This window comes from Candidatus Oscillochloris fontis, from assembly GCF_004138135.1.
Taxonomy (GTDB): Bacteria; Chloroflexota; Chloroflexia; order Chloroflexales; family Chloroflexaceae; genus Oscillochloris; species Oscillochloris fontis.
In genome coordinates this window covers 124,567-137,593 of sequence record NZ_RYFD01000002.1, presented here as the reverse complement: position 1 = coordinate 137,593, position 13,027 = coordinate 124,567, and the positions used below count along the sequence as shown (strand labels likewise).

Genomic DNA, 13,027 nt, shown 5'->3' with positions numbered 1-13,027 from the left:
CGAAGCATCGCCCGCCAACGGCTACCCCGCCATGCCCCGTCATCCCGTAGGGGCGAAGCATCGCCCGCCAGATGACCGGGGAAACCCCAATCATGTTGGGGATGCGATGCTTCGCCCCTACATGCCCCCGCCATGCCCCGTCATCCCCCGTAGGGGCGAAGCATCGCCCGCCAGATGACCGGGGAAACCCCAATCATGTTGGGGATGCGATGCTTCGCCCCTACATGCCCCCGCCATGCCCCGTCATCCCGTAGGGGCGAAGCATCGCCCGCCAGATGACCGGGGAAACCCCAATCATGTTGGGGATGCGATGCTTCGCCCCTACTAACTCCCGATCACCCGGCTATCAAACGCCTGGATGGTCAGTACGCTGGGGCGCGGGAGACCGACCCGATCCGGCCATGTGCTGACCGGGCTTTCAAAGGTGCCACCCTCGCCAGGGTGCTGAATAGCCAGGAAGACCGTGCGGTTGTCGGGGGTCAACTCTGGCCCACACACCTCCGAACCTGCCACGCTGGAGAAGAACTGCTGCACATGGCCGCGCTCTTTCCCACTTACCGGCACCACAAAGAGCCCATCGTTGTACTTGATCCCATTGGCCGCACCATCGGTTGCGATCCAAAGGTTGCCCGCGTTGTCGAACATGACATTATCGGGGCAGGCGATGGGGCTGACCTTGCTCTTGTCGTACCCGGCAAAGTAGGTACTCTCATCGCTGGGCAGGCCACACAGGAGCAACAGTTCCCACTTGAAGGTCAGGCTGGCATAGTCATCCCCGGCTTCGGTCAGTTCGATCACTTGACCCGTGCGGTTCTTGGCGCGTGGGTTGGCTGCATCCACCCCTGGCTTACCCTCGGTGCCACGGGCGCTGTTGTTCGTCAGCGCGATGTAGATCTTCTTGTTCACCGGATTTGGCTCGATGTCCTCCGGGCGATCCATCTTCGTTGCACCCAGAAGATCGGCTGCCTTGCGCGTGTTGATCAGCACATCCGCCTGCGAGGTAAAGCCGTTGGCTGCCGTTAATGGCCCCTGACCATAGACCAACGGCATCCAAACGCCGCTCCCATCATCATTGAATTTCGCGACATAGAGCGTACCTTCGTCAAGGATGCCAAAGTTGGCCTTGCGATCCTTGGCGTTGTAGGTGCCCTTGGTGATGAACTTGTAGACATACTCAAACTGCTGGTCATCGCCACTATAGGCCACCACCTGGCCATTCTTGGCGATCCCAATCGTTGCCGCCTCGTGGCGGAAACGCCCCAGCGCGGTGCGCTTCACCGGCGTAAATGTCGGATCGTAGGGATCAATTTCAACCATCCAGCCAAAGCGGAAGACCTCGTTGGGTTCCTGGGAGACATCAAAGCGGGCGTGGAACGCTTCCCAGTGCAACTCGGTCGTCTCAGCCGGAACGCCATAGCGCTTATGCACCGCCACACGCGGGTCGCTGCTGCTCAACTTGCTGAGATTGCCGAAGTACTGATGGAAGTTCTCTTCGGCGGTCAGCACCGTCCCCCAGGGGGTCTTGCCACCCGCACAATTGTTGAGCGTCCCGCGCACCAGCGTCCCCGTCGGATCTTCACTGGTCTTCAGCCACTCGTGACCAGCCACAGGCCCACTGATCCGAATGGGGGTCTCGCCGGTGATGCGGCGATTATACTGTGAGTTCCGCACATAGTTCCAGGTACCGTCATAGGCGCGTCGCACCTCAACAACCGAGACACCATGCGCTGCAAGTTCGATATCCACCTGGTTGCGGGTGGGTGCGTTAAAGTCGTAGTTGGGGAACATCAACTCAGGGTTGGTGTACTCGTGGCTGACGAAGAGCAGACCATGATCCGAAACATTTGAACCAAAGGGCAGGGGCAGGAAACCCACAAAGTCGCAGTTGTAGCCAAATTGTTCCGCCTGCGCCTGCGGCGTCTGCTCCCAGACATTATGCGTAGGAGCGCTGGTGGTCAATGGCTCACCCCAACGAATGAGGGTTCGCGCATAGTAGCCCTCCGGCACAACCACATCATCGAAGGTCGGTGCAGTTGGTGTAACAGACGCGAAGCGTAGCGCCGGAGTGGGGGCGGCTGCCGCATTCGTCGCCCGCAAGCCTAGCGCACCCAACATGGCCGCCGAGGTGACACCTACTGCGCCCTTGAGCAGATCACGGCGGCTCATCCGCCGATTCATGATCTCCTCAATCGTTTCGCCCAGAGAGAGAGTCTTGTTCTCATGTTGCTGAGACATAACCAGTAGCTCCTTACACTTCAGAACTTACGTGACAGATACCATCTATGTATGGCACGAAGCACATGGCAAATCCGGTGTTGCTTCGTGTTTGTTGTCAATGCCATGCATGCTGTGGCACGATGGACAGCCGATCTGGTTGGGTGAACCACGATGACACTGGTTGCAGGTTGGATTGAGCGGATGCGGCATCAGCACCTGGAGTGGGTGCTGGTTATGACACGTCACGCAGGGTGCATACCGGGCGATACCGGGGTCATTCGGCGCACTCGGTAGCTCCTCCACGGTGGGTTCAGCGGTGGGGGTCGGCTCAACCGTTGGCGGTACAAGCGTTGGTGTTGGTACAGGCGCAGGCGTCGCGGTTGGCGCTGGCAGTGTGGCTTCGCTCGTTGGCAGCAGGGTGGCCGTGAAGGTCGGGATGGGTGTATCAACCACCGCCGTGAGGGTCGGGCTGGATGTGGGCGCCGCCATAAGGGTCGGGCTAGATGTGAGCGTAGCGGTTGCATCAGCAATCCGGCTAGGAGTCGGGGGAGGAATTGTTGGCCGTGTGGTTGCCGCCACGCTCGGAGATACAGCACTAGATGGGGCTGGCGTAGCACTTGGATGTCGCGCAATACTCAGGGCGTAGGGGTTCACCGGCGGCTGATCGAGCGTGAGCAGATAGGCAACCAACTGTGTCACCTGCTCATCACTCAACACGTCATCAAAATCACGCCCAACAAATGATCGCGCAATCCCTGCGGTATAGCCCGGTACGACATATTCATCATGAATACGGATCGAACGTTGAATATATGTTGCGGCGCTCAACTCCGGCACACGTTCCGAAGCACGCAGGGCAATGCCAGCCAAGTTTGGCCCGACACCACTCGGAGCATGGGGATTGATCGGGTGGCAGTTGAGGCAGGCGACAAAGCCATCAATCTCGACTTGGCCGTTGAAAATGGCTTTGCCCTGATCAGGATGGACTGTAGGTAACGCTGTCGTTGTACTCGTTACAACATCCGTCGCCACCACGCTTTGTGAACCACATGCAGCCAATACCCAAACCGAAATCAGTGCCATCAACGCAGACAAGACTCGTGATCGCCACCGCATGGAGATCATGCATCACTCCAGAACACGTCTCGATACCCCTGCCATAGTAGGAGGCGTTGATTAAGCGACGTTTAATAGTTTTTGAAGCCGAGACTAAATTTGGTCGGAGAAATCCCCAATCAGCAATCCAAAACCCAAAACCCCCAAACCAAAATGCTATAATAGCCCCCATGCCATACCGAATCCTACTGATCATCATTCTGCTGCTCCTCAGCGCCTGTGCTGCACCGCCTGCCCCACCGGAAGCGGCGCGCTCTCCGTCTCCGGCAGCATTGCTTGAGGAGGCTCCGACTGCATTACCAACCCCGCAACCGACCCTGGTTGTGCCTACGGAAACACCGATTCCCACCGCGCCGCCGCCCTTACCCTCGCCCACACCGGGCGGCCCGTTGAGTCGCGTGGCGACATGGGGTGCTGGTATACCCCTGGCTGCCACCTACCTCCCCGATGGCCAGAGCGTGGTCGTGCTGCGCCCGCTCGCCCTCGAACTGCGTGCCGCCACCCGCCTTGCCGATCTGCGCTGGCGGGTGCCGCTGGCGATCCCACCGAGTGCGCTGGCTGTTACGCCGGATGGCAGCACCCTAGCGGTGAGTGTCGGTGCGGTGGTGGATCTCTATGCTAGTGAGGATGGCCGCTTCCTGGGCCGGATTCCCGGCCTTGGCTCGCCAATTGCCGCGCTTGCCATCTCGCCCGATGGGCGTTTGTTGGCCGCAGCCCAGGCCGATCAGGTGCTCTCGCTCTGGGATGTGGCCGAACGCTCCAACCTGACGACGCTGCGTTTGCCGCTGGACGAGGCGGGCATGATCGTTCCCGGCAGCTTTACCAGTGTTGCCTTCTCCCCCGACAACCAGTTCCTCGCCGCCGGTGATGATGGTGGCAATGTGGGCGTGTGGGCCATGAGCGATCTGGTGGCGCTGCAAGTCTTGAGTGTGGGTGTGCGCGTGGTGGCCGATGTGGCCTTCTCACCCAACAGCCAGCAGATCGCCGCCGCCTCTGAGGGTTGGCGCAGCGAACCGGGCGCGATCTGGATCTGGGATGTGGCTACGGGTGAAGAAAAACACTGGCTCGGTATTGCTGATGAGTCCCGCTTTTTGGCTCCGGCGCAGCGCCTCGCCTTCCACCCTGATGGTAGCGAGGTGCTGATGGGCTTGGCCGATGGGAGCCTGCTGCGCTGGCGGCTGGCCGATACTTCTACGTTGGCGCAGGAGTTGATGGGGCATACCGCAGCCATCACGGCGCTGGCTATGACCCAAGATGGGCGTATTCTCACGGCATCGCGTGATGGCAGTCTGCGTACATGGAATCCCGACGGCAGCCCCGCCGACACGCTCAGCGATGCGGGGGCGATTGCGGCGTTGGTGCTGAGTCCTGATGGTAGCCTGATTATCAGTGGTGATGAGGGCGGCCAGATCAGCATCCACCAGCCCGATGCGACTCTGGTTACTCAGATCCAGAGTCCTGGGGGGAGTCTACGCACCCTCGCGCTCAGCCCCGATGCCAGCCTGTTGGCGAGTGGCAGCGCCGATGGTACCCTGCGCCTCTGGAATCTGCCGAGTGGCGAACTCCAGAGCGAACTCTCCGGCCACGAAGGCCCGATCTTCAGCCTCGCCTTCAGCCCCGACGGGCAACGGGTGGCCACGGTGGGCGACGATGGTACGTTGCGTCTGTGGCGGACTAGTGGCGTGGCTGAGCGGGTAACGCCGGTGCTCCAGAGTGATGGTATCAGCGCGACGGCGCTCTACCATGTGGCGTTTGCGCCCGATGGTCAGCAGATTGCCGTGGCCAGCAGTGCCGGTGAGATCAGTCTGTGGCGCAGTGCCGATCTTACCCAGATCGAGCGCCGCAGCATCGAGCCAGATCGTGCCCTGCAACTCAGCTTCACGCCTCAGAGTAGCCTGCTGGCGCGCACCGCCAGCGGCAAGATCCTGGCCTGGGCCGCAGGTAGCCCTGTGGTATTGCTCGACACCACTATCAGTTCCTACGCTCTGCTCGGTGACGCGGGAATCGTGACATTGGGCGGCGGAACCTTCCAGGTGTGGCGCGGGCCACTCAGTGCGCTCGCCCGCTACGCCGAAGTGCCGGTGCCGGGCTTCAACCGCCTAGCGGCCAACTCTACCACCATTGTGGTTGGGTCGAGTATGGGGATGATCGAGGTTTGGGCGGTGAGGTAGGGCTAGACAAATATCTTGTGTCTGGTATAACAATGATCATACCGTATTCGCCGCACCAAGGAGCTTTGCATGAACCCGCAACGTCTGGTTGGTTGGCTCTCCCCGCTCCTCGTCCTTGCTGCGTTCGCCGCCTTTCTCGCTGCTCCGCCACCTGCCCGTGCCGTCTCCGACCGCCCGATCATGGCCTTCTACTACCCTTGGTGGGAGACGAGCGATTGGAACTACAGCCGCATGAGCGACCTGCCCGCGCCGACCTATTCGGGTGGCGATGACGAGACGCTCAAGCGCCACATCCAACAGGCCGATGATGCCGGGATTGATGCCCTGATCTGTACCTGGTTCGGCCCCGATGAGGAGCGTTTGAATAAGCGCTGTCTGCGGATTATGGAACTCTCGCAGCAGATGGGGCGTGATCTGCAATTTGCGATCATTCCCGATCAATCGGCTTGGGGTACCTTGCAGAACGTGGATAATCTGGCCCGTGCGATTGGCGTGCTCCAGCGCGACTTCATGAGCAAGCCCAATTATCTCACCTTCCAGGGCAAGCCTTCGCTCTTCTGGTTCTACCCGCCCTCGCTCGGTAATCTCGATACATGGAAGCAACTGCGTGCCAAAGCCGATCCTAATCGCCAGCAATACTGGTTCGGTGGCACCGATGACTTCAGTTTCCTTGAGGCGTATGACGCGCTCTACTACTTTGACATCACCTGGGAGTCGCGGCCCGGTGCGGCCATGGCCTCCTATGCCGGACGCCTGGATCGCTACAATAAGGCCAATGGCCAGAATCGCCCCTTTATTGCCACGGTCATGCCGGGGTATGACGACATCAAGTACCGCAACGGCCATGCCCGTGATCGCCAGGGCGGCGAGTATTACCGGGGCACGTGGCAGACCGCGATTGACCGCAATGCCCAGGCGGTTGTGCTGACCAGCTTTAACGAGTTCTTCGAGGGCAGCCACATTGAACCCAGTGTCCAGTTTGGCGATCTCTACCTACGGCTGACCAAGGAACTGAGCGACAAGTTCCGTGCCGAGGTAGGCCGTGGCACATGCCAGACCTTCCCCGAAACCGGGTTTAGTGTCTGTGGCCGCATTCTCGAATACTGGCAGCAGAATGGCGGCCTACCCGTCTTCGGCTACCCGATTGGCCCGCAGCAGATGGTGATGATCGAGGGCAAACCGTTCCAGGCGCAGGAGTTTGAGCGCAACCGGCTCGAACTACACCCGGAGAATGCGCGCCCCTATGATGTGTTGCTGGGGCGTTTAGGGGTTGACGTGCTCGTTCGCCAGAGCCGCGACTGGCAGCAGTTCGCCAAGGTGACGGCGGCCCCCAATGGCTGCCTCTACTTCGCCGATACTGGCCACTCGCTGTGTGAGCCGTTCCTCACCTACTGGAGGACCCACGGCCTCGAATTTGATGGCCGCTCCGGCTACAGCTATGGTGAAAGCCTCGCGCTGTTTGGCATGCCGCTCAGCGAGCCACAGACCGAAGTTCTCAGCGACGGTAAGAGCTACACCGTCCAATGGTTCGAGCGCGCCCGCTTCGAGTCGCACCCGGAGAATGCGCCGCCTTACCATGTCCTCTTGGGCCTGTTAGGGGTGGAGGTGAAGAAGTAGAGACGGGAATCGGGGGTGTGGGGCCCGCAGGCTCCCATGAAAACGAATATTGTGCTGGTGTGGTTGGCCGCTTCGCGGCCAACCACACCAGCACAAATATGGGTTTGGGGCGCAGCCCCAAGAGGTGTATAGGGGGCGCACCGTGATGCGCCTCTACAAACTAACTACATCAACATATCCACCGTCAGCCGCTGGGTAAAGTTGTGCATCGCCAGATTCACCAACCAGACCCAATCGAGCTTGCGCCCGGCCATGCGCTGCATAATCCCCGGCCACGAGTAGACCGCCCGCTGCACCTTGATGAAGTTCTTGAGGAACTGCTCACGCTCCATCTTGGCCGGCTCGTACATGTAGTGGAACGTATCGTACTTGTCCCAATCGAAATGTGCCAAGCGCGGCTTCACCTCTTCAAACCAGGGCGTACCGGGGAAGGGCGTCGCAATCGTGAAGACCGGGAACTCGATCCGATTCTTCATGATGAAGTCGAAGGTATGCTGGAAGCTACTATTCGTATCGGTATCAAACCCGAAGATGAAATAGCCCTGGATCGCGATACCCTGTTTGTGGACATTGGCTACGACATCACCATAGTGAGAGACACGATTTGAACCTTTATGGACATGCTTAATGGTCTCAGGGTCTACCGACTCAAAGCCCACATTAAACATCTCGCAGCCAGCAGCAGCGGCCAACTCGACAAACTCACGCTTTTCGAGGAAGTTCATCGAGATATTGGCATTCCAATGCACACCTAGCTCGACCATGGCATTGAACAGCTCGTTGGCATAGGCCGGTTTGAAGCAGATGTTGTCATCCATGAACGAGAAGCGCACATCCTGCTTGCCTGCGAAGTTCTGATGCGTCTTGATCTCATCAATCATCTGGTCAGACTCGCGGATGCGGAAGGTCTTGCCATAGATGCGTGGGGTACAGCAGAAGTTACACCCCACCGGACAGCCCTTAGTCGCCAGCAGGGGCAAGCGCTCGGAATAATTGCGAGCGTTCTTTGAGCTACGTGCAAAGCGGAAATCCGTGCGCGGCATCTCATTCAGCGGCTTCCAGCCCGCACTTGGATCTGGCTTATAGATCGGCTTGAGCGTATTCTCGTAGATGTCCTGGGTCAGTTCATCATAGATCGACTCAATCTCGCCGAAGATGACCGTACTGGCGTGCTGCGACGCCTCTTCGGGCAACATCGTCGGATGCACCCCACCGAGGATCACCTTCTTACCCTGTGCGAGTGCCCGGTCGCCAATCGCATAGGTGCGGCTGGCGTTGAGCGTGCGTGACGTAATCGCCACCACATCATACGCACTAAAATCCTGTGGGACAGAGTCACCGATTCGCTCATCAATGAAATCAATATCAAAGTGGTTATTCGCCATTGTGGCGACCATCATCAGGTTGAGTGGCATACTCACCTTCCCCGAATCGACCATCAGGGGGGTGCTACTCTTCGGCTGAATCAGGAGCCACTTTTTGCGCTTGGTGGGCGCGACGAACGGCTTATGGGGAATCTCCGTCGTCTCGGGCGCAATCACGCTGCTCATGCAGAACCTCTTCTCAATGGGCTTCCACGACCGTCTCGACGGATTCATTCGTCACTGGTGGTGGAGGCAGGTTATCCTGGGCTACCGGGCGACGCACACCCTGCTTGCAGTTTTCGAGTTGCTCCTCAAGATTGCGACGGAACAGCAGGCTGGTCACGGTCGTAATCAGCTTGTTCTTGTTGAGCATCACGCGCCGAGCAATCGCCTTCCAGGTGAACATTCCCAGGAAGTGCTCCAAATACTTGATCTGGTAATCGTAGGGATCATAGCGCTCACAGCGCACTACCAGATTATTCGCCGTATACTTATCCCAATCCTCATCAACAATCAGATCTTGGGCCTTGTAGTCCTTGTAGAGTTGCGTGCCGGGGTAGGGTGTCAGGATCGAGTAGATCGGCATCACCAACGCATTCTCGACCACAAACTTCATGGTGGCGTCCATATCCTCATAGGTATCAATCGCCGGATTGACCAAGAAGTTGCACTGAATGGGCAGACCCGACGTGCGGCACGCCTCAATGATGCGCGCATAGTCGGCGGCAGTGTTGATGCGCCCCTTGTTATACGCCTTGAGCGTCTCCTGGTTGATCGACTCAAAGCCGACCAGCGCCATTGCACAGCCCGCCTTGACCAGCAGATCAACCGTCTTACGGTCGTCAAGGAATTTGAGGCTAATGAAGCTACTAAAGCGAATATTCAGCTTCGCCAGTTCCTCCATCGTCTCCCACATGCTCTGCTTATTCACCCCCAGGTTCTCATCGGTAAACATGAACCAGGGCGTCTTGCCATAGCGTGATTCGCGGAACCAGACTCGCTTGGCTTCGAGGACTTGGCGCCGCACTGCTTCGGTGGACTGAATACGGTAGAGGCGACCAGTGAAGTTGGGCGTGACGCAGAAGGAGCAGACGAAGGGGCAGCCACGGGTGATATAGATCGGGATGGATTTGCGTGCATCTACCTTCCCGCGCTTACTGGCGCGGAAGATGCGCTCATAATCAATCTCTGGCACCTGATTGACGGGCGCAAAATCCTTGGAATCGTAGCGGCGCTGGAGCGTGCCATCGGCCACATCCTGGATGACCTGCGCCCACAGATTCTCGGCCTCGCCACTGACCACACAATCAGCGTGATCGAGCGCCTCCATGTAGTTGAATGAGACGTGAACCCCACCCAACACAACCTTCTTGCCATGGCGACGAAACTCGTCGGCAATCTCGTAGGCGCGATTGGCATTCAACGAGCGGGTCGTGATCCCGACCAGATCATAATCGCCAGCATAGTTGATCGGATCGCCGAAGAGCTCATCGGCAAGTTCAATCTGGTGCTGTGGTGGGGTGATGCTCACGATCACGCCCACGGCCATCGAGAAGAGTGCCTTCTGACTGCTCTCCTCTTCCTTATTGCCTTTGGGGGTGATGAGTAAAATCTTGAGGGGCCGAATCGACTCGACGGGGCGGAGTGATTGCAGCGACCCATCGGGGGTTGGTTTGACTGCGCCATTCGTGGTGGTTCCTGCACGACGAGGCGGAGTGACTGGGGGCGTACCGGCACTGGTCATCGTGACCTCCCTAGACATCCTCGTAGGCGAGGAGTAGCTTTAGGTACCGCGTTAGCCGCGAATCGCAAGGCACATGATCCCGCCCGCAGGCAGGAATGAGGCTGCGGTACCGCCATGGCTTCCACGTTGCCGAGGAGAGAAAGAGTTCGCATGCTTTGATAATTATACAACAGGCTGCCCTATATGTCCAAGGGTTTTGTAAGTAAAACCGTTTCTTTTTTGCGAAATAGGGCATATCCCCATTATCGCGCCGCTTTTGTAAAATCACAAGTTGTGCATAGATGGGGCAAAGGTATGGCAGTGGCTTGTAGGGGCGAAGCATCGCTCTCCAACCTCGTTCGGGTTCCCCTGCTGCATGGAGGGCGATGCTTCGCCCCTACATAGAACCCCAAGGGTTTGACCGGGCGTATCTGAGGCCGCTATAATGCTCCAAGTTTGGCCAATCGCATGTCGAAGGAGAGCGTTTCATGAGCACCTCAAACCAGCGTGGACGCCGAGTTTCGCGCAACAATCGAACTCTGCGTACCTTTTACATGGGCATTGCGGCCGTGCTGGTCTTTGCCATAGGTTTTGTGGGGGTCTTTAGCGGTTTAGGTGGTTTTTCGCGCGAAGTAACACCCGTAACCGCGCCGATGGGGCGTACTGCCGATGGCTATTACTACAAGGGCAACCCCAATGCGGTGGTGAAGGTGATCGAATATGCCGATTACCAGTGTCCTTCCTGTGCCGAGTATGACCGCAACCTCGCCCCACTGATTGATCGTGACTATGTGAATACCGGCAAGATCCAGTTTATCTACCATGAACTGCCGCTCATTAACACTCACCGCAACGCGCAAGTAGCGGCTGAGGCTGTGCGTTGCGCCGGAGATCAGGGCGTCGAGAACTTCTGGAAGATGCACGATATGATCTACATCAACCAGGATCAGTGGGCCAGCGTCAGTACCGCCCAGAATATCTTTGCCAGTTATGCGGGCCAACTGGGGATGGACCGCAATGCGCTCACCACCTGCCTGACCAATAGCACCCATACGGCAGCTATCGAGGCAGCGCTACAAGTGGCGCTGGCTACCGGGGTTGAGGCCACCCCGACCTTTGAGGTGAATGGGCAACGGGTTAAGGCGAGCGAGTTGGATCGTGCCATTCGGGCAGCGTTGGCCGCCGCTGGGCAGTAAGTAACGGTTCACACTTCTCCTAGCCTCCAGGTTTTGACGCAAAGACGCCAAGGCGCAAAGTCTATAACAAAACCTTCGTGTCTTCGCGCCTTCGTGTGAACAATAACGTTTCTTTTACCCCAAGCAAGTGTGAACAGTTACATTGACACCTATCTTTGACACGACTATAATTGCGCGGTTTAGAAGCAGAAATGAACGGAACCGGGTGGCTTATCGTGCGTAGTCGAGATCTCTATTCTCTGCTGTTGATCGCCGCGATTGCGGTTCTTGCGCTTGTGATCAACCTCGCCCCCAGCCAGAACTTTTTTGGGCGTGATGTGCGTTTTCGCTTAGGTCTTGACCTTCAGGGTGGTATTCAGGTCTTGTTACGTACCACGAGTGCTACGGCAACTGAGGCAGATGTCGAGACGGCGGCGGGCGTGATCGAGCGCCGTGTGAATGGCTTGGGTGTGGGTGAGACGGTGGTGCAGTTGGCGGGCAGTGATCGGATCATTGTCGAGTTGCCCGGCATTGATAATCCCGAACAGGCGGTGGAGACGTTACGTGGTACCGGGCGGCTGGAGTTTATTAACTCGCAGGGGCAATACATTCCAGAGGGGACGGTTGTCCGTACCACTGGTGAGCCGAATCCTCCCCAACTCGGTGATACGAGCCTCATGACCGATACGACCGCGCTTGGCCCGATCTTCCAGAGCATCACCGATGGCCGCGATTTGGATACTAGTCAGGTGTCGCCGGTCTTCTCGCAGGGTGGGACGCTCGGTAGCCGTCCGGCAGTCTCCTTTGCCTTCCGGGGCCAATCGGCCACCAATCTGGCTCAGTTTACCGCCACCAATATTGGCCAACCGATGTGTATTGTGCTCGATAGTGCGGTGGTGAGTTGCCCGGTGATCAACGGTGCGCTCAACGATGGTTCCGGGGTGATCGAGACCAATAGTAACGAAGATCGTGACCGCATCTTCAACCAACTCAAGTTTGGTGCGCTGCCGATTCCGCTCGAAGTCGAGACGAGCCGCACAGTCTCAGCAACCCTCGGTCAAGCCTCGGTTGAGACGAGTATTGTTGCCGGGCTTGCTGGTTTGGTGGTGGTGGCGGTCTTCATGATCGTCTTCTATCGTCTACCAGGGCTGTTGGCAGCATTGGCGCTGGTGATCTATACTCTGATCAGCTTTTCGATCTATCGGCTCATCCCGATCACGCTCACCTTGCCAGGGATTGCCGGTTTCATTCTCTCCATCGGTTTGGCGGTTGACGCCAACGTACTGATCTTCGCCCGTTTGCGCGAGGAGTATCGGCGTGGGCGCGATATCCGCAGTGCGTTGGAGATGGGTTTTGTTGAATCGTGGCCGGCCATCCGCGATTCAAGTGTTTCGACCCTGATCACCAGTATTGTGCTGTTCCTCTTTGGCAACAGCTTTGGGGTCAGCATCATCAAAGGCTTCGCGGTGACACTGGGCCTGGGGATTGTGGTCAGCCTCTTTACGGCGATTGTGGTGACGCGCACCTTCCTGCGTCTCGCGGCTCCGCTCTTCAGCGAGCAACGAGCCTGGCTCTTCGGGATTGATCGCCGAACACCCGTGACGACCGATTCAGCGGCGGCTAACTCGCTCTAGCCCAGAGAGG

General features: G+C 58.2%; 8 protein-coding genes. 4 read left to right on the top strand and 4 right to left on the bottom strand.

From position 1 onward, the window contains the following. Positions 1-324 precede the first annotated feature (324 nt). Together EKD03_RS01650 and EKD03_RS01645 are read right to left on the bottom strand one after the other, a co-directional pair. A complete protein-coding gene (locus EKD03_RS01650) occupies positions 325-2,235 on the bottom strand; it encodes a PhoX family protein (RefSeq protein WP_129626639.1) in 1,911 nt (636 codons plus the stop codon). A gap of 45 nt (positions 2,236-2,280) precedes the next feature. Next, on the bottom strand, positions 2,281-3,300 hold the full coding sequence (locus EKD03_RS01645) for a c-type cytochrome (protein ID WP_161569156.1): 1,020 nt from the start codon (positions 3,298-3,300) through the stop codon (positions 2,281-2,283). Positions 3,301-3,503: 203 nt separating this feature from the next. On the opposite strand from EKD03_RS01645, the gene EKD03_RS01640 reads away from it, so the two are divergent. Together EKD03_RS01640 and EKD03_RS01635 are read left to right on the top strand one after the other, a co-directional pair. Continuing rightward, a complete protein-coding gene (locus EKD03_RS01640; protein WP_129626635.1) occupies positions 3,504-5,504 on the top strand; it encodes a WD40 repeat domain-containing protein in 2,001 nt (666 codons plus the stop codon). A 69-nt stretch (positions 5,505-5,573) separates the two neighbouring features. Further along, entirely contained in the window at positions 5,574-7,121 is a 1,548-nt protein-coding gene (locus EKD03_RS01635; protein ID WP_129626634.1) for a glycoside hydrolase family 71/99 protein, read from the top strand. A gap of 164 nt (positions 7,122-7,285) precedes the next feature. Here EKD03_RS01635 and EKD03_RS01630 read toward each other — a convergent pair whose 3' ends face one another. Then, on the bottom strand, positions 7,286-8,671 hold the full coding sequence (locus EKD03_RS01630) for a B12-binding domain-containing radical SAM protein (protein ID WP_129626632.1): 1,386 nt from the start codon (positions 8,669-8,671) through the stop codon (positions 7,286-7,288). Between the two features lie 13 nt (positions 8,672-8,684). Then, the gene (locus EKD03_RS01625; RefSeq protein ID WP_129626630.1) at positions 8,685-10,229 is read right to left on the bottom strand and encodes a B12-binding domain-containing radical SAM protein; all 1,545 of its coding nucleotides are present in this window, start codon (positions 10,227-10,229) and stop codon (positions 8,685-8,687) included. A gap of 467 nt (positions 10,230-10,696) precedes the next feature. On the opposite strand from EKD03_RS01625, the gene EKD03_RS01620 reads away from it, so the two are divergent. Both EKD03_RS01620 and secD read left to right on the top strand, forming a co-directional pair. Next, the gene (locus EKD03_RS01620) at positions 10,697-11,404 is read left to right on the top strand and encodes a DsbA family protein (protein ID WP_129626628.1); all 708 of its coding nucleotides are present in this window, start codon (positions 10,697-10,699) and stop codon (positions 11,402-11,404) included. A gap of 215 nt (positions 11,405-11,619) precedes the next feature. After that, a complete protein-coding gene (secD, locus tag EKD03_RS01615; protein ID WP_129626626.1) occupies positions 11,620-13,017 on the top strand; it encodes a protein translocase subunit SecD in 1,398 nt (465 codons plus the stop codon). Positions 13,018-13,027 lie beyond the last annotated feature (10 nt).